The organism is Streptoalloteichus tenebrarius, assembly GCF_024171885.1.
Taxonomy (GTDB): Bacteria; Actinomycetota; Actinomycetes; order Mycobacteriales; family Pseudonocardiaceae; genus Streptoalloteichus; species Streptoalloteichus tenebrarius.
The window spans coordinates 39,087-56,830 of sequence record NZ_JAMTCP010000044.1; the positions used below are offsets into that span (position 1 = coordinate 39,087).

Sequence of the window (17,744 nt, forward strand, 5' to 3'; positions counted from 1 at the left end):
GTCCGACGACCGTCCCGCCTCGGTTTCGACACAGGACCACAACACCGCCAACCAGGTGTAGCGCAGATCACTTACCTTCGTTCGAGTGGGGAAGACCGTGGGAACAACCGGCGCGTCAGCGTTACCCGACCGCCCTCCCCGGAGTGGCGGCGCCTTCGGCGCGCTGATGAACGTCATCACGAGCGGCGCGGGCGACCTCGCCCACGCGCTCACCCGGCCGAGCGCGCTCCGCGGACTCTCCGTCGAGGCCGCCTGGCTGGCCGCGCGCACACTCCTCTATCCCTGGGGAGCGCTGCCGGCGCCCCTGGAGTCGGAGCGGTCGCGCCAGCGCTACCGCACGGACGACCTGTCCCCCGGACGGCGCGGCCACCTCGTCACCACCCTGACGACCGGCGACGCGCCGCCGCCTCCGGTGATCCTGGTGCACGGGATCGCCGACAACCGCTCCGCCTTCGCCGTGCTCGCCCCCGCCCTGCGCCGGCGCGGCTTCGCCGTCGTCCACGCGGTCAACTACCACGTCCTGACGGCGGTGACCGGCGACGTCCGCGAGGCGGCCCGGGCGTTCGGCGACCAGGTCGAGCGGGTCCGCGAGGCCACGGGGAGCGATCACGTGCACGTCGTGGGGCATTCGCTGGGCGGCCTCATCGCGCGGTACTACGTGCAGCGCCTCGGCGGCGACCGGCGGGTCCACACGCTCGTCACCCTCGGCACCCCGCACGCGGGGACGGTGACGGCCCACCTGCTGCCCACCCGGCTCGCCCGGCAGCTCCGCCCCGGCTCGCGGCTGCTCGCCGAGCTGGCCGGCCCCGCACCGGGCTGCCGAACACGCTTCGTGGCGATCTGGAGCGATCTGGACCAGGTGGTCCTGCCGCGCGAGAACGCCCGGCTGTCCCACCCGGATCTGATGGTGGAGGTCCACCAGGTGTGTGACGTGGGCCACCTCTCGCTGCCCATGGCGCCACGAGCTGTCGACGCGACCGTCACCGCTCTCACTCGAACGGCCGAATACCCACGGGAAGGACACACGCCAAGCACGTGCATGGACCTGTGATCAACCAATTACTTTCCGTCAACACAGGTCCATGACGAGGTGAGATCGCCGCACGTTCGGCAGATGCGGCCGGGAGGGGTTTGCCCTCCCGGGTTGACCTTGGTTACTGTCCCCCGGTCCGTTGTCACGGTCTGGTCACAACCAGGACATGGAGTTGGTTACCCCGACCAGCTCCCCGGGTTCCCCCGCCCGGAGGTCCGACCGGACTCCCCGAAGACGGAAGGGCAGGCCTTGGCTCGACACCGCTCCCCCGGCGGCGAAGGACCTACCCCGGCACTCGATGAGGCGCTGCGCGACGCAGCGCCCCGAACCCGGGGCGCACACCGCCTCCCCCCGCCACCGTCCGCGCTGCGCGGGCGGGTCGCGATCGCCGCGGTCGCGGCCGGCGCGTTCGTCGCCGCCGGCCAGACCCTCGACGCCTCGGCCAACACCTCCACGGAGGGTGTGACGCCGCTGGCGAACGGTCGTGACGCCGCCGCCGCGATGGGCATGGGCGGCTCGGCCCCCGCCCCCGAGGTGCTGCCGGTCGCCAAGACCGGGGACCCCTCGGTCGAGGTGCAGAAGCTCGGCAAGAGCGGACGCATCCAGGCCGAGCGGGCCGCCAGGGAGGCCGAGGCGCGCAAGCCACTGTTCGTCAAGCCGGCGGAGGGCACGTTCACCTCCGGCTACGGCGGCCGGTGGGGCACCTTCCACTGGGGCGTCGACATCGCCAACCGCATCGGCACGCCGATCTACTCGGTCGCCGAGGGCGTGGTGATCAGCTCCGGCCCGGCCAGCGGCTTCGGCCTGTGGGTCCGGGTCCAGCACACCGACGGCACCATCACCGTCTACGGCCACGTGGACCGCACCCTGGTCCGCGAGGGGCAGAAGGTGGCCGCCGGCCAGCAGATCGCCACGATGGGCAACCGCGGCTTCTCGACCGGGCCACACCTGCACTTCGAGGTGTGGAACGCGGGCAACCAGAAGATCAACCCCCTTCCCTGGCTCGCCGAGCGGGGGATCGCGCTCACCTGAGCCCGGTTCCCGCGTCACGCCCGACCGAAACCCGCGACCGGGCGCGTGCGGCCGAACACGCCCGAAAACACCCCGTTCGGCGCAGTGCCCGTCCTGGCGGCCGTCCAGAGCCCGTCCTGGCGGCCGTCCAGAGCCCGTCCTGGCGGCGCGGCCAGACGCGTCCAGGGCCGTCAAGGCGCACCCGGGTCGCTGAGGTTCGCCCGCGCCCATCGACATCGACCCAGTCGACCCAGTCGATCCAGCGGCGTCCGCCCGCCGCCGTGTGCCCCGATGCCGCCCGGGCCTGGCCGCCGCTCCGGCACGCCCCGGCGCCGCCTCCGGCGACCGCGGTGCCCGGCCCGCTCACGCTCGTCCCGTGAATCCCACCTCGCTCACCTCCCGCTCGCACCCCACCCCCGGTCAGTCCTGACGTCGGTCGCGGCCGCGCCCCGGGCGACACCCCCAGCGACGCCCGGGGCGGCGCTCGCTGCCGATGATCAAAGCGGGGACCCCCGACAAAAACCGGGCCTCGGTCACGCGCCGTTCGCCATGACCACCCGGAAGCGGGCAACCGTTGTCGCCAATCCTCCGCCCGGACGGTTCCCGGGCCCTCGATTCGGGCCTGACCGCACACGCCTCGGCGCACGCCCCTCCTCGACAGAGGGATCTTGCCCCCCTCCGGAGTAGTGCCGGCGTCATCCTCTACCGCACGCGGGGCCGCTACGTCTAGCGTCCGACCCGCTACTTCTGGTCAGCACCGGCTGAGGTTCGCCGGTGCGCCGCACGTGTGCGACGCAGTGAGGAGAATCAGGTTGGGCGCTCTCGCGACCGGCGGCTTGGTCCTGCTTCTGGTGGGATTCCTTCTGGTCATCGCGGCGGGGCCCCAGCCGGCCCCCGCGCCCTCCCGGCGGGGCGCGCACCGCGCCAGCCGGCGGCGGCCGGCGAAGTCCGTCGTCTACTGGCGCCTCCAGTGGGCCGTTTCGCGGACGGGGTACTCGCGGGGGCGATGGACGCTGTGAGCTGGCCCCACGACGGATGACCGCGGGCGCCTGGTCGGTCAGGGTGCTCCTCGTCCCCCGCACACCACGGCGCGCGACCGCGCTCCGACGGCTGTGGTGGCGATCCACACCCCGGCGAGCCCGGTAGGCCCGTGAGGTCCGGTAGGCCCGGCCCGGCCGGGCGGTGCGGATCTCCCCGCCACCCCCGCGCGCCGGGCCTCAGCCCGCCACCCAACGCCCGACCACGTCCATGACGACGGCGCGCTCCTGGTCCACGAGGTAGAAGTGGCCGCCGGGAAAGACCCTCGTGGCGAACCCGGCCGGCGCGACCGCCGCCCACTCCGCCACCTCGGCGGGCGGGGCCTTCGGATCGTCCGCGCCGGCGTAGCCCACCACGGGGCACCGCACCGGCTCGGCCCTCCCCGGCCGGTAGGTGCCCACGATCTCGTAGTCCCCTCGGATCGCGGGCAGGACCAGCTCCCTGAGGCCGGGGTCGTCCAGCACGGCGGAGCGGACCGGGTCGAGCGCGCGGAGTTCGGCGACCACCTCGGCGTCGGACCGCAGGTACAGGTCGTCGGGCTCCAGCCGGTGCGGCGCCCGCCGCGCGGAGACGAACAGCCGGTCCAGGACCGTCCCGTGGCCCCGCTCCAGCCGGAGGGCCACCTCGTGCGCCAGCGAGGCGCCCAGGCTGTGCCCGAAGAACGCCAGCGGCAGGTCCCGGAACGACGACAGCGCCGCGGCCACGGCGTCGGCCAGTTCCTCCATGCGCCCCACGCAGGGCTCGGCCAGCCGGTCCTCCCGCCCGGGGTAGCGCACCGCCAGCAGCTCGACGTCCGGCGGCAGCCACCGGGACCAGCCGCGGTAGGCGCTCGCCGCCCCTCCCGCGTGCGGGAAACACACCAGGCGGCGGGTGGGCCGGGTCGGCGTGCTGTGGCGACGGAACCACAGGTCGTGGGCGGCGGCCGGGCTCACGCGGGCACCTCCAGGTGTTCGGGACCGACTCGGGAGCGACGCCGGCGACACTAGGTCATCCGGTCGGGGCGGAGGGTCACTCCGACAGCTTCGACACACCACCCCGCGCGTCGGGTCGCTCACGTCGGCACGGGGTGGGGGAACAACGCCCACCTACGATCGGTTGACCTGTCTGCGTCGGCCCGCCCGGGCCACGCGGGCGAGGACGGACATCGGGACGGTCGGCCGGTGGGGCCGCACCACCGCGCGGGTCGCCGCGGCCGAGGACTCGGCCGCCGGCCCGACCGGTCGTCCCGCACAGACGCCCACCACCCGCAGAGGAGAGAACATGGCCTCCAACACCGTGACCGTGACCGACAAGTCGTTCGTGGAGGACGTGCTACAGAGCGACAAGCCGGTGCTGGTCGACTTCTGGGCGACCTGGTGCGGTCCGTGCAAGATGGTCGCCCCGGTGCTCGAGGAGATCGCGGCGGAGCACTCCGACAAGCTGACGGTCGCCAAGCTCGACATCGACCAGAACCCGCGGACCGCCAGGGACCTCCAGATCATGTCGGTGCCGACCATGATGGTCTTCCAGGGCGGCAAGCCGGTGAAGACGATCGTGGGCGCGAAGCCGAAGGCCGCGCTGCTCTCCGACCTGGCCGACTTCATCTGACGAGAACAGTCGTCTCCCGGGTCGGCGGACCGCCGACGGTCCCGGGAGGAGTGACGGAACAGGGCCCGTGGCCGGACATGACGTCCGCCACGGGCCCTGTCGTGTCCGCCCCGTTCTCGTCGGGACCGGAGGGTCCGGCGCGCGGGGGCGCCGGAGCACCGGTCAGAGCTTCACCATCGGGACCCCGCCGATGAGCATCAGCCGGACGGTGCCCGCCGTGCCGAAGTCGATCGTGGCGGTGGCCCTGGGGCCGCTGCCGTCGGTCGCCACCACGGTGCCGAGGCCGTACTTGTCGTGGCTGACGCGGTCGCCGACCTCCAGGGTCAGCGCCGGCGTCTGCTGCCAGCCCTGGAACGGGGTGGACCGCATGCCCCTGGCCGCCACCTTCGCCTGCGCCGAGTCCTCGCCGGTCCCGGCGCGGCGGCCCCAGCGGGTCGCGGCGGCCGGGCCGGACCGCTCGGGCTCCACGCGCCGCCACTCGACCAGGTCGGCGGGGATCTCGTCGAGGAACCGGGAGGCCGGGTTCGTCGTCGGCTGGCCCCACGCCGAGCGCACCATCGCCCTGGACAGGTACAGCCGCTGCCTGGCCCTGGTGATGCCCACGTAGGCCAGCCGCCGCTCCTCGGCCAGTTCCGCCGGCTCGCCCAGCGCCCGCATGTGCGGGAAGACGCCGTCCTCCCACCCGGTGCAGAACACCACGGGGAACTCCAGGCCCTTCGCGGTGTGCAACGTCATCAGGGTGACCACGCCGTCCTCGTCCTCCGGGACGGAGTCGGAGTCGGCGACCAGCGACACCCGCTCCAGGAACGCCGACAGCGACCCCGGCGCGGGCAGGCCCTCCTCGACGTCCTGGTCCTGTCCCTCCGGCGCGGCCGCCAGGTCCTCAGTGAACTCGCGGGCCACCGTGACCAGCTCGTTGAGGTTGTCCAGCCGGGTGCCGTCCTGCGGGTCGTCGCTGGTCTCCAGCTCGGCCCGGTAGCCGGTGCGGTCCAGCACCGCCTCCAGCACCTCGGCGACGTCCTGCCCGTCCCGCACCAGGGCGCGCAGCTCGTCGAGCAGGTCGACGAAGCCGGCGATCGCCTTCTGCGACCGCGGGTTCAGCAGGGCGACGCGGCCGTCGGCGGCGTCGCGCAGCGCGGCGGCGAAGGAGATCCGCTCCCGCTCGGCGTGGGTGGCCACGCACGCCTCGGCCCGGTCGCCGATGCCGCGCTTGGGCACGTTGAGCACGCGCCGCAGGCTCACGGTGTCCTCGGGGTTGTCCAGCACCCGCAGGTAGGCCAGGGCGTCCCTGACCTCGCGCCGCTCGTAGAAGCGCACCCCGCCGACCACGCGGTAGGGCAGGCCGAGCCGGATGAACACCTCCTCGAACACCCGGGACTGGTTGTTCGTGCGGTAGAAGACGGCGATGTCGCAGGCCCTGGCGTCGCCGGAGTCGATGAGCCGGTCGATCTCGGAGGCCACGAACGCGGCCTCGTCGTGCTCGTTGTCGGCGACGTAGCCGACGATCCGGTCGCCCTCGCCGGAGTCGGTCCACAGCCGCTTGTCCCGCCGGTTCGGGTTGCGGGCGATGACCGCGTTGGCGGCGTTGAGGATGGTCTGGGTGGAGCGGTAGTTCTGCTCCAGCAGGACCGTGCGCGCGTTGGGGAAGTCCCGTTCGAACTCGACGATGTTGCGGATCGTCGCGCCGCGGAAGGCGTAGATCGACTGGTCGGCGTCGCCGACGACGCACAGCTCGGCCGGCGGCACGGCCGGCCCGGCCTCCCCGTCGGCGGTCGCCGTGCCGACCAGCTCCCGCACCAGCACGTACTGCGCGTGGTTGGTGTCCTGGTACTCGTCGACCAGCACGTGCCGGAAGCGGCGGCGGTAGTGCTCGGCCACCTCGGGGAACGCCTGGAACAGCTCGACCGTGCGCATGATCAGGTCGTCGAAGTCCAGCGCGTTGGCCAGCCCGAGCCGCTGCTGGTAGGCCCCGTAGACCTCGGCGACCCTGCGCTCCAGGTCGTTGGCGGCCCGCGCGGCGGCGGTCTCCGGGTCCACCAGCTCGTTCTTCAGGTTCGACAGGTGCACGGCCAGCGTCCGCGCGGGGTAGCGCTTGGGGTCGAGGTCCAGCTCGCGGGCGACGATCGTGATCAGCCGGCGGGAGTCGTCCGCGTCGTAGATGGAGAAGTTCGACGTCAGCCCCAGGTGCTTGGCCTCGCGTCGCAGCACCCGCACGCACATCGAGTGGAAGGTCGACACCCACATCGCGTTCGCCCTGGGGCCGACCAGGGCGGAGACGCGTTCCCGCATCTCGGCGGCGGCCTTGTTGGTGAACGTGATGGCCATGACCTGGCCGGGGTGCACACCCCGCGCGGCGAGCAGGTGGGCGATGCGGTGCGCGAGCACCCTGGTCTTGCCCGAGCCGGCGCCGGCGACGACGAGCAGCGGCGAGCCGGCGTGCAGCACGGCCTCCCGCTGCTGCGGGTTCAGCCCGTCGAGCAGCGCGGCGGGGTCATGGCGGTAGGAGCGGGCCTGCGGCGCGGCGCTGGGCACGCCACCCACACCCGGGAGGTCGTGCGGTCCACCCGCACCCGTCGGGGAGGTGGGCTCCGGGAGGTCGAAGAGGGTGCTCATCGTGGCCTCACCGTACCCGCGCGCGGTGACCCTCCGCCGGAGGGCACGGCCCTGCCCGGGCCGTCGTGACGCGGTTCGTCTCGTCGGTCCATCCCCACGCACAACGCCCGCGCGGCCCGGGGCAGTCCCTGGTGGCCGGGCCCCGGCTTTCAGGGTCGATCAGGGGGTCTTCCCCGATCTGGGACGGCGGCGACGCGACGACCGTGGAGGTGTTCCGCCCGTCGAGCCGCAGGGGACCCGATGACCACCGCGCTCACCGACCTGCTGCCGGACCCGGCGGCGCTGTCCGTTCCCGTCATGGTGCTGCTGCTGACGGCCGTGTGCGTGGTCGAGGCGACCCTGCTGCTGGGCTCGCTGGTGCCCGGCGAGCTGGTGGTGGTCGCCGCGGCGGGCGCGGCCGGCGTCGAGTGGTACCCGGCCGTGCTGGCGGCCGCGGCGCTGGGCTCGGTGCTCGGCCAGGTCGGCGGCTACCTCCTCGGCAGGGCGTGCGGGGACCGGGTGCGGCACGGCTGGCTGGGCCGCCGGCTGGGTGAGCGGCGGTGGGCGCGGGCGGAGCTGGTCGTGCGCGGGGCCAGCCCGATGACCATGATCGCGGTGCGGTTCGTGGCGGTCGGGCACACCCTGGCCCCGGTGCTGGCCGGCGCGGCGCGGATGCCGGCCCGGCGCTTCCTCCAGCTCGCGGCGATCGGCTCCGCGGTGTGGGGCGGGGTCTGGGCGGCGCTGGGCGTGGCCGCGCGGCAGGCGGGGGAGCTGGCCGGGAGCTGGTACGTGGCGACCGGGGTCGGCGTGCTGGGGATGGTCCTCGCCGGGGCGACCCTGACCCGCACCGTGCGGCGGGCCGGCCTCGACGAGCCGGACGCGCTCCCCTCGGCCGAGCAGGCGCCCGTCCGCGTGTGAGCCCGCTCGCCCACCCGGCGGCCGAGCGTCCACCGACCGGGCGAGACGGGCCGGAGGAACTCCTGAACGGTGGGACGTCGCTCGACCGGCCGGACGCGGCTGTGGCAGACTTGCCGCCGTGCCGCAGCGCGTTTTCCACTTTTACTACGGGTGCCGGACTCCGGTGCCCGTGGTCGCGTAGGCGCAGACGAAGCCACCACGACGCCCCTGGAGTCCACGGACCCGGGGGCGTCGCCGCTTCCGGTCCGGGGTTCCCGACAGCACCAGCCGGAGGAGACCCATGAACGTCACGCTGGACGACGGCGCGGCCGGGAACACCACCGCCGCCCCCGACGGCATCACTGGCACCCCGAACATCGACGAGCTGCGGCACGAGATCGACCACCTGGACGCGGAGATCCTCCGCCTCGTCAAACGCCGCAGCGAGGTGTCCAGGACGATCGGCGCGGCCAGGATGGCCGCCGGCGGCCCGCGCATCGTCTACAACCGGGAGATGGACGTGCTCGCCCGCTACCGCGAGCTGGGCGCCGAGGGCCGTGAGCTGGCGTTGATCCTGCTCCGGCTGGGCCGGGGTCGGCTCGGCCACTGAGTCCGGCCGCCACCGCCACACCGACACCACCAACGCCGTCGACGCCGCCGGGCGGTGGCGCCGCGCGTCGCCGCGACCGGCGAGGCGCCGCCTCACGCCGGGGGCTCGGGCACCAGGTCCAGCAGGCGCACGGCCAGCTCGACCTGGAGCAGCCGGTCGGGCCGACGCCAGTCGGCGCCGAGCAGCGCGGTGACCCGTTCCAGGCGCTGCACCACCGTGTTGACGTGCACGTTCAGCAGGTCCTTCGCCCGACCCGGGCTGCGCCCGGCGGCGAAGTAGGCACGCAGGGTGCGCACCAGCTCGGTGCCGCGCGCGCTGTCGTAGTCCAGGACCGCGCCCAGGGTGGCGCGGACGAACCCGCCGGGGTCGGCCCGGTCGGCGAGCAGGAGGCCGACGAACCCCAGCTCGCCGGCCGAGGCCGCCTCCCCGGTCCTGCCGAGCGCGACCAGCCCGCGCAGGCACCGCTCGGCCTCCTGGTGCGCGGCCGGGATTCCCGAGGGACCGCGCACCGGCCCTGCCGCGCCCGCGGTGACGGTCCGGCGCAACGCGGTGGACAGCGCCCACGCGCACCGCCGGGCCAACGCGCCGGCGTCGCGCCCCGGCAACAGCAACACGGCCCTGCCCCGGTGCTGCACGCCGAGGCCGCCGAGCAGGCGGGCGTGCCGCGCCGCGGCCTGCCCCAGCCGCTGTCGGGGCACGGCGGCCTCGGCCACGACCACGCAGTGCGCGTGGTCGAGGTTCACCCCCAGCCGGCGCGCGCGGTCCTGCACCACCGGCAGGTCGCGCCCCGGGTCGGCAAGCAGGTCGGACAGCAGCTCGCCCCGCACGCGCTCCTCGGCGGCGGCCGTGGTCCGCAGCAGGAGCAGCAGCAGGGCCGCCACCATCCCCGCGCGTTCCAGGATGCCCAGGTCGGGACCGGACAGGTCGGGCCGTCCCGCCAGCACCAGGTCGCCGAGGACCTCGTCGCCCGCGGTCGCCGGGACCAACCAGAGATCGCCGACCCGCTCCGCACGGCAGGCGCGGTCACCGCCCTGGCCCGAGGAGCTGCCCGACGCCCCCGGCGGGGGCAGCGCGTCGAGGTCGGCCACCTCGCCCACCACCGCGAGTGGCACGCCGTCGCCGTCCCTGACCAGCAACGCCCCGCCCAGGACGTCGACGACCGCCTGCGCCACCGCGGTCACCCCGCCGCCGGCGAGCACGAGCCCGGCCAACCGGTCGTGCGCGGCCGCCGCCCGTTCGACCGCCGCCGACTGGGCGCGTGCCATGGCGTGGAGGGCGGCCAGGCCCCGCATGCGGCGGTGGAGGCGCTCCGCGTCCCTGGCCGCGCCCCTCAACGCGTCGCGCTCCGCCGGCGACACGACGTGGGCCTCGGCGGAGCGGATCTCGGCCAGGAGGGGGCGCGGGTCCCCGTCGGCGGCGAGCGCGGCCAGGAGCCGGCAGGCGAGCCGAGTGGTCCTGTCTTCGCTGTTGGCGCTGTTGGCGCTGTTGGCGCTGTCGGTGCTGTGGGTGCTGCCCGCACGGCCGGAGCGGCCGGTGTCGTCGATCCCCGGGGAGGGCTCGGTCACCCGGGCCATTCTCGCGATCACGGCCCGGTCAGTCAGCCCCCGTGGGCGCGCCGGGGACCGTCCGGGCGCTCCGTCGGTGGTCCGTCAGTTGGCGGTCCAACCGCCGTCCATGCTGAACGAGGCGCCAGTGACCGAGCGGGCGTGCGGCCCGCACAGCCAGGTCACCAGCTCGGCCACCTCCTCCGGCTCGACCAGCCGCTTGATCGGGCTACGGGCCAGCAGGACGTCGTCGAGGACCTGCTCGGGCGGGATGCGGTGCGCGACGGCCTGGTCGGCGATCTGCTGCGCCACCAGGGCGGTGCGGGTGTACCCGGGGCTCACGCAGTTCGACGTCACCCCGTGCGGCGCGCCCTCCACCGCGACGACCTTGGACAACCCCTCCAACGCGTGCTTCGCCGCGACGTAGGCGACCTTGAACGGGGTCGCGCGCAGCCCGTGCACCGAGGAGATGTTCACGACCCGCCCCCAGCCGCGCTGGTACATGCCGGGCAACGCCGACCGCACGATGCGGAACGGCGACTCCAGCATGACCCGCAACAGCAGGGAGAAGGTGTCGGGCGGATACGTGTGCACCGGGGCCACGTGCTGCATCCCCGCGTTGTTGACCACGATGTCGATGCCGATGCCGAGGTGGGCGGCGGCGTCGGGGTCGGCGAGGTCGACGTGGGTGGCCGACCCGTCGATCTCCTCGGCCAGGCGGGCCGCGGCGTCGCCGTCCCGGTCCGCGACCAGCACCGCGGCCCCCTCGGCGGCGAGCCGGCGGGCGATGGCCGCGCCGATCCCGCTCGCCCCTCCCGTGACGAGCGCACGCCTGCCGGCCAAGGTTGCGGAGCGCGGTTCCATGTCCACAGAACGTATGCGTGAGCCAGGTCTCAGCCCATGGTTCGTCCGCATACACCACGCTTTTGGCCGGTGGGTCCGCGCCCCAGGGACGGGTCTCGGGCGCGTGGCAGGCGCGCCTCACGCCTCAACGCGTGTCAGGCGCGTCTATACACGTGTCAGGCGCGTCTCCGGCGCGTCTCGGGCGCCTCACCACCCCAGTTCGGGCCAGTGGGGCGCGAGCGCGGAGCGGACGGCCGCCAGGTCGGCGTCGGTCCGCTCGGGGTGGGTGGCGGACTCGTCGGGCAGGTAGGCCAGCGGGTCGGCCATGAGGGGCTCCGGCACCCCCACCAGCCCCTCGACGAGCCCGTGCAGGCACAGCGCGGCGTAGCCCCTGAGGTAGCCGCCCTCCTGCGTCACGACCGCTCGGCCGCCGGTCAGCTCGTCGGCGAGGTCGGCGACGCGGCCGCCCAGGGCGCGGTAGCCGGCCGCGGTGACGTTGTGCCGGCCGTTCGGGTCGAACGTCGAGCCGTCGAAGCCGGACGCGCAGACCAGGAAGTCGGGGCGGAACGCCCGGACCAGCGGCGCGACGACCTCGTCGAACGCCCTGGCGTAGGCGGTGTCGCCGGCCCCGAGCGACAGCTCGACGTTGACGTTGCGGCCCTTCCCCTCGGCCGTGCCCACCTCGTCGGGCGCGCCGGTCTGCGGGTGGCTCGCGCCCCACGCGCCGTGCCGCATGTGGATCGACGCGGTGAGCACGTCGGGGTCGGCGTAGAAGATCTCCTGCGTGCCGTTGCCGTGGTGGACGTCCCAGTCGACCACCGCCACCCGCAGGCCGGCGGCCCTGGCCCTGGCCACGGCCAGCGCCGGGTTGTTGACCAGGCAGTACCCGTCGGAGGCCGCGGGCTGGGCGTGGTGGCCGGGCGGCCGGACGAGGGCGTAGGCGAGGCTCGCCGAGCCGTCGAGGACCGCGTCGGCGGCGGCGAGCGCGCTGCCGGCCGCGGCCAGGACCGCCGGCCACGAGCCCGGGCCGACGACGGTGTTCACGTCCACGGCGACCCGGGCCGGCCCGGCGCAGGCCCGTTCCACGAACGCCAGGTAGTCCCGGTCGTGCACGGCGGCCAGCTCGTCGACGTCGGCCAGCCGGCCCTCGCGCCAGCGCAGGTGCGGGGCCACCGGTCCCCTCCTCAGCACCGAGCGGAAGGTGCGGAGGCGGGCGGCGTTCTCCGGGTGGGTTTCCGGCTCGTCCAGCCACGGCCAGCGCCCGGGAAGCTCCCACAGCCCCTCACCGGGGTCGTGGGCCAGGCAGGCGTCGTGCCAGAACACGTCGACGGTGCGGGTCACGACCGCCGAGGGTAGGCGGGCCGGCGGCCGGTATCAGGGGAATATCGGGGTCCTCACCCATGCCGGAACGCCGCCGACGACGGGCAGACTGGGGGCATGCTGGATTTCCTGGCGACGGTGGTGGCGGTGTTGGGCCTGCTGGCCGCGGTGGCCAACGCCGGATACCTGGCGATGCTCGGGTCCGCCGCGAAGCGGCGGGCGGGCGGCGAACCGGTGGCCCGGTTCGTGCGCGGCCGGTGGCCGGTGGCCGTGGTGACCACCGTGGTCACGTTGTTCGCGCTCGCGCTGACCAGCGGCGGTGGCTTCGCCGACGTGCTGGCGATCGTCGCCGGGGTCGGCGGCGGCGTGGGCGCGGCCAAGGCCCTGGAGGGCACCCGGAAGCGCCTCGACCGAGGCGTGTGAGGCCTGAGGCCCGAGGCCTGAGGCCCGAGGCTCAAGTAGGCGCGTCGGGCCGACACCTGACCGGCCGCGGCACACAGGACGTCCCTCGTGTGCCGCGGCCGGATTCTGGCGTGGTCTCCCGGCCCTGGCACCGCCTGACCGCCCTCCCACCTCCCCGCTTCGCCACGGCCCAGACTTCCGTCGGGATCTCCCGGGCCAGGCGGCCCCGATCCGCCGTGCCGGCTCCTCCCGCAGGTCCTTTTCGACGCGCGATATCGGAACGCGTCTTCTTCTGAATCCGGGCAGGACAATGCAAGTCGCATGAGAAGCCGGTTTTCACGCTTCGCTCCGGGCAAGTCCTGGCCGCCGGGTCGGTTCGCTCAGGCCGGGCATCCCTCGCTCTGGCGCCTTTCGACGCCCCGATCCCGACGGTCATGACGAGTTCTCGGGTTCTGATCGCCCTTCCGGGTATTCCCGGTGGCCGGCAGGGCGACCCGCCCCGGAAACACTCCGGCGGCACCTACCCCGGGCCTACCCTGTCGCCAATGACGGATGCCTTAGACGAGCCCACGAGGGACGTGCAGCGCGTGCTGGTGGTCACCGCCCATCCCGACGACGTGGACTTCGGCGCGGCCGGGACCGTCGCGACCTGGACCGCCGGCGGAGCCGACGTGGCCTACTGCGTCTGCACCTCCGGCGAGGCGAGCGGGGAGCCCAACGCCCCGCCAGGGGAGACGGCGCGCACGCGCGAGGCCGAGCAGCGGGCCGCCGCCGAGGAGGTGGGCGTGCGCGAGGTCTTCTTCCTCCGCCACCCCGACGGGCGGTTGACCCCGTCGCTGGAGCTGCGACGGGACATCACGCGGGTGATCCGCCGGTTCCGGCCGCACCGCGTGCTGACCTGGTCCCCCGAGATCAACTGGGAATTCCTGGTCACGTCGCACCCCGACCACCGGGCGGCGGGCGAGGCGGCCCTGGCCGCCGTCTACCCGGACGCCCGCAACCCGCACGCCCACCCCGAGCTGCTGGCGAACGAGGGCCTCCAGCCGTGGACGGTGTCCGAGCTGTGGCTGGCCGACGGCCCGCCGGAGCGCCGCAACCGCGTGGTGGACGTGACCGACGTGTTCCCGGCGAAGCTCGCCGCGCTCCGCGCGCACCGGTCCCAGACCGGCCACCTCCCCGACCTGGAGGGGGACACGCGGGGCTGGCTGGCGGCCACGGCCCGGCGGTTCGGGCTGCCGGAGGGCCGGTTGGCCGAGACGTTCCAGGTGGTGAACACCGCGTAACCGGGTGGGCCACCCGAGGTGACGGGGGTGAGGAAGGTCGAGACGCACAGCGGGCACGAGGCCGGACGCCCCGCGGGACCGCCGGGCGAACGCGCCAGGACGTCCTCAGCACCCTCCCCACCCTCTCCGCCCTTGACTCCGTCGGTCCCGTCGGGGTCGCCGACGGCGGGCGTCGCGCCGCGCGCCCGGGTCCGGCTCGCCGTGCTCCCGGCCGCCCGGCCGTCCCCCCCACCCCCCGGGCGCGGGTCGGGGCCCCGACGGCAGGCGCGGGAGGCGCGGTCGGCCGCCGCCGGGGCCGGCCGCCCGCTTCCCGGCGTCGACGCCGAACCGACCGCCGAACCGACCGGGCTGTGCGGCTTCGACCTGGGCTCGGTGCCGGCGTCGGTGACCCCGCCCAGGAGCTGGCGGCGGGCCGCGTGGCTCAGCGGCTCGGTCGGGGGCGGGGTGGCGGTGGCGCTGCTGGTCCTGGGCGCGGTGCTGGGCGGCCCGGGGCGCCAGGCGAACCGCATGGACGGGCTGCCCGGCTACCCCAGCGAGTTTCGCTTCCCGGAGTCCCGACCGGCGACGCCCACCTCCCGCCCGGGAAACCCGCCGAACGAGTCCGGCCCCACCCGCGACGACACCCGGACGAGCGAGCCCGAACAGCGGCCCACCGAGCCCGTCATGGCCCTGGCCGCCTCCCCGGCCCACCATCACCCCGTGACGGAGGCGGCGGCGCGGAACGTGACGCCGACGCCCGCCGCGACGACCCACGCCCACCCGACCAGCGCGCCGCCCCGCACCACCGAACCGCTGGGCCGCCGGATCCCACCCAAGGTCACGACGGTGCCGAACCAGGGCGCCGCCGGGACCGACCCCGACAAGCTCCGGAAGACGACGGTGCAGTTCTACGAGGGCGTCGGCCGCGGGCTGGACGGCGTCACCGACCTGCTCGCCGACGACCTCCGACGGGACGGGGCGGCCCTGCTCAACCAGCAGTTCGGCGACGTGGTGGGCACACGGGTCGAGGAGATCGTCATCGACCCCGCCAGGGGCGTGACCATCTCGGTGCTCCGCGTGGAGCACCGCGACGGCACCGTCACGACGGAACGGCGGGAGCTGCGGTTCGCCGTCGCCCCTCGGCCACTCGTCAGCGGCGAGCGTCTCCTCTCCCGCGCCCAACGGTGAGCGACGCACACGCGAGCCGTAGTCGTTGCTCCGCGCGGGTGACCCGTTCGCACCGCTCGTCGCCTCGGAGGGGTGAACCGCTGCCTTCCCCTGGCGCACCCCCGGCTGATCACGGTACGAGTTCTGCCGACCACAGACGGTACGGAGGCAGGACCGTGGACCCTTCGCCGAGCGGTCGCCGTCATCCCAGGGCGGGCTCGATCAGCGTCGCCGAACTCATCGGCCAGCACCCCCGGCCGGTGCGCATCCCACCCTCGCACGTCGTCGACGCGGACCGGCTCGTCGAGGAACTCCTCGGCCCGGCCCCGGCCGACGACGCCGACGACGACCCGCGCGGGGCCGGCCGGGCGCGGCGGTTCGCCGGCCTCGCGCTCGGCGCGCTCGTGCTGTGCGGCGCCGTCGCCGCGGCGGCCGTGCTCACCGGCTCCCCGCCCCGCGGGGGCGCGACCACCGGGTCGGCCGGCGCGCCCACCCAGATCAGCGGAGTCGCCGCCCTGCGGCCCGACGTCCTCGACCGCGGGCTGCCCGGCCGGAGGGAGACCGCGGGCGCGGCGGGCGTGGCCACGACCACGGGGGCGACCCCGACCCGGCCCGCCGAGCGCGGCGGCCCGACCACGACGGCCACCGGGGTGGGCACCCGGTCCATCACCACCGACCCGTCGGCCGGCGGGCTCGGCTCCGGCGTGGAGGTGGTCAGGGAGTTCTACCGCCTGCTCGCCGTCGACCCCCACGCCGCGTTCGCCCTGCTCGACCCCGGCCTCCACGGAGGCGACCCGACCGGCTTCACCGCCCCGTGGCAGGGCGTGCGGGCCGTGCGGCTGGAGGAGGTGACGCCCCGGCCCGACGGGTCGGTGGAGGCGCGGACGGCGATCCACCAGGCGGACGGCGGCTGGCTGCGCGTCCGCCAGCTCCTGTTCGTCAGCGAGACCAACCCGCCCAGGATCACCGGCGCGCGGTTGTTGTCGGCGCAACGGGGGTGACCCGGAGGCGCCGACCGGGCGTTCGGAGCAGGGGACTGCCCCGAACAGCGGCTGCGTCGGGTTGACTTCCGCCCTCCGTCTTGGAACTGTCAGCGGCTTCCGGTAACCAGGATCGGGACCGACAGCCCCCGGCGTGCCCCACGCCACGTCAGGGAGGCGCTAACGCCACGCGCTCCGTGGCGGACTACACAGGAAGACCACCCTCCGGCGGGCGGACCGGTCGGATGTCCGGATGTCTGCTTCGGCGGACTAGCCTGGCGGCGACCGGCTCCACGCGGCGGGTGGTGGTCCGACGGCGGATCCCCGCCCCGTATCGTTGGGTGCGGTGGTGCTGACCGTCACGGGGTGATCGAGGAGTGTTTTGCGGATCTTGCTACGGGATCCCCGGAACACCTCCGGGCACCGTCACCCCCAGCACAGATACAGAGCCCAGTCCGATTCCACTGGCGTTCAGTTCGGCCCACCCGCGCCCGGCGGGGCCAGCATGAGCGCCGTGACCATCACGGGGAGCCGCCGGTGAGCGACGAGGGTCGCCTGGTCGCCGGACGCTACCGGTTGCTGCAGCGCCTCGGCAGCGGCGCCATGGGTGTCGTCTGGCAGGCCCATGACGAGCGTCTGCACCGCACGGTGGCCGTCAAGGAGTTGCTGCTACAGCCCGGTCTGAGCCGGGAGGAGGCCGACGAGGCCAAACAGCGGGCGATGCGTGAGGGTCGGATCGCCGCCCGGTTGCAGCACCCCAACGCGGTCACGGTGTTCGACGTGGTCGAGGAGGACGGCGCTCCCTGCCTGGTCATGGAGTACCTGGCGTCGCGGTCGCTGGCGGCGGTGATGGCCGAGCGGGGCACGCTGCCGCCGGCGGAGGCGGCCCGGATCGGGGCGCAGGTCGCGGCGGCGTTGTCGGCGGCGCACGCGGCGGGGATCGTGCACCGGGACATCAAGCCGGGCAACATCCTGTTGGCCGAGGACGGCACGGTGAAGATCACCGATTTCGGGATCTCCCGGGCGACCGGTGACGTGACGGTGACCAAGACGGGGATGTTGGCGGGCACGCCGGCGTATCTGGCGCCGGAGGTGGCGCGGGGGCGGGACATCGGTCCGCCCTCGGATGTGTTCTCGTTGGGGTCGACGTTGTACGCGGCGGTGGAGGGTGAGCCGCCGTTCGGGTTGAACGAGAACACGTTGGCGTTGTTGCACGCGGTGGCGGCGGGGAAGGTGAATCCGCCGTCGCAGGCGGGGCCGTTGACGGCGTTGTTGATGCGGTTGTTGCGGTCGGAGCCGGATGAGCGGCCGACGATGGCGCAGGCGCGGGAGGCGTTGGCGGCGGTGGCGGCGGGCAAGCCGTTGCCGGCGGGGTTGGGTGAGACGGTGGCGGTGGTGCCGCCGTGGCAGTCGGGTGGGGTGACGCAGGCGGTGGCGACCAAGGCCGTCGCCGCGCCC

General features: G+C 74.6%; 16 protein-coding genes. 10 read left to right on the forward strand and 6 right to left on the reverse strand.

From position 1 onward, the window contains the following. Positions 1-166: 166 nt before the first annotated feature. Positions 167-1,051 carry an esterase/lipase family protein gene (locus LX15_RS26525; protein WP_253672520.1) on the forward strand — a complete coding sequence of 295 codons (885 nt, stop codon included), beginning with the start codon at positions 167-169 and terminating at the stop codon, positions 1,049-1,051. Between the two features lie 231 nt (positions 1,052-1,282). After that, on the forward strand, positions 1,283-2,065 hold the full coding sequence (locus LX15_RS26530; RefSeq protein WP_253672522.1) for a M23 family metallopeptidase: 783 nt from the start codon (positions 1,283-1,285) through the stop codon (positions 2,063-2,065). 1,196 nt (positions 2,066-3,261) lie between these two features. On the opposite strand, the gene LX15_RS26535 is transcribed toward LX15_RS26530, so the two are convergent. Beyond that, positions 3,262-4,014, reverse strand: coding sequence for a thioesterase II family protein (locus LX15_RS26535; RefSeq protein WP_253672524.1), 753 nt, complete (start codon positions 4,012-4,014; stop codon positions 3,262-3,264). Between the two features lie 328 nt (positions 4,015-4,342). On the opposite strand from LX15_RS26535, the gene trxA reads away from it, so the two are divergent. Next, positions 4,343-4,669, forward strand: coding sequence for a thioredoxin (trxA, locus tag LX15_RS26540; protein ID WP_191892483.1), 327 nt, complete (start codon positions 4,343-4,345; stop codon positions 4,667-4,669). Between the two features lie 162 nt (positions 4,670-4,831). Here the strand turns inward: trxA and pcrA are convergent, their stop codons facing one another. Continuing rightward, positions 4,832-7,282, reverse strand: a complete 2,451-nt coding sequence (gene pcrA, locus LX15_RS26545) for a DNA helicase PcrA (RefSeq protein WP_253672526.1) — start codon at positions 7,280-7,282, stop codon at positions 4,832-4,834. A gap of 240 nt (positions 7,283-7,522) precedes the next feature. Here pcrA and LX15_RS26550 point away from each other — a divergent pair, with 240 nt between their 5' ends. Continuing rightward, positions 7,523-8,179: a DedA family protein gene (locus LX15_RS26550; RefSeq protein WP_253672528.1), complete on the forward strand. Its 657-nt coding sequence runs from the start codon at positions 7,523-7,525 to the stop codon at positions 8,177-8,179. 144 nt (positions 8,180-8,323) lie between these two features. Here LX15_RS26550 and LX15_RS26555 read toward each other — a convergent pair whose 3' ends face one another. Next, entirely contained in the window at positions 8,324-8,461 is a 138-nt protein-coding gene (locus LX15_RS26555; protein WP_253672530.1) for a hypothetical protein, read from the reverse strand. Between LX15_RS26555 and LX15_RS26560 the strand changes: the two genes are divergently transcribed. Continuing rightward, positions 8,460-8,768 (forward strand): chorismate mutase, encoded by a 309-nt coding sequence (locus tag LX15_RS26560; protein ID WP_253672532.1) that lies wholly within the window; start codon positions 8,460-8,462, stop codon positions 8,766-8,768. The genes LX15_RS26555 and LX15_RS26560 overlap by 2 nt on opposite strands. A gap of 92 nt (positions 8,769-8,860) precedes the next feature. Here the strand turns inward: LX15_RS26560 and LX15_RS33295 are convergent, their stop codons facing one another. From LX15_RS33295 to LX15_RS26575, 3 genes are all read right to left on the reverse strand, one after another. Beyond that, on the reverse strand, positions 8,861-10,333 hold the full coding sequence (locus LX15_RS33295) for a PucR family transcriptional regulator (protein WP_253672535.1): 1,473 nt from the start codon (positions 10,331-10,333) through the stop codon (positions 8,861-8,863). 84 nt (positions 10,334-10,417) lie between these two features. Beyond that, complete coding sequence (locus tag LX15_RS26570) at positions 10,418-11,176, reverse strand: 3-hydroxybutyrate dehydrogenase (RefSeq protein ID WP_253672537.1); 759 nt, start codon at positions 11,174-11,176, stop codon at positions 10,418-10,420. Between the two features lie 186 nt (positions 11,177-11,362). Then, a complete protein-coding gene (locus LX15_RS26575; protein ID WP_253672539.1) occupies positions 11,363-12,496 on the reverse strand; it encodes an arginase family protein in 1,134 nt (377 codons plus the stop codon). A gap of 96 nt (positions 12,497-12,592) precedes the next feature. On the opposite strand from LX15_RS26575, the gene LX15_RS26580 reads away from it, so the two are divergent. From LX15_RS26580 to LX15_RS26600, 5 genes are all read left to right on the forward strand, one after another. Further along, entirely contained in the window at positions 12,593-12,898 is a 306-nt protein-coding gene (locus LX15_RS26580) for a hypothetical protein (protein WP_253672541.1), read from the forward strand. A 524-nt stretch (positions 12,899-13,422) separates the two neighbouring features. Then, positions 13,423-14,160, forward strand: a complete 738-nt coding sequence (locus tag LX15_RS26585) for a PIG-L deacetylase family protein (RefSeq protein ID WP_253672543.1) — start codon at positions 13,423-13,425, stop codon at positions 14,158-14,160. Positions 14,161-14,292: 132 nt separating this feature from the next. After that, complete coding sequence (locus LX15_RS26590) at positions 14,293-15,327, forward strand: hypothetical protein (protein ID WP_253672545.1); 1,035 nt, start codon at positions 14,293-14,295, stop codon at positions 15,325-15,327. A gap of 155 nt (positions 15,328-15,482) precedes the next feature. Beyond that, on the forward strand, positions 15,483-16,307 hold the full coding sequence (locus LX15_RS26595) for a hypothetical protein (RefSeq protein ID WP_253672547.1): 825 nt from the start codon (positions 15,483-15,485) through the stop codon (positions 16,305-16,307). Positions 16,308-16,823: 516 nt separating this feature from the next. Next, on the forward strand, positions 16,824-17,744 hold a 921-nt coding region (locus LX15_RS26600), incomplete at its 3' end, for a serine/threonine-protein kinase (protein WP_253672549.1).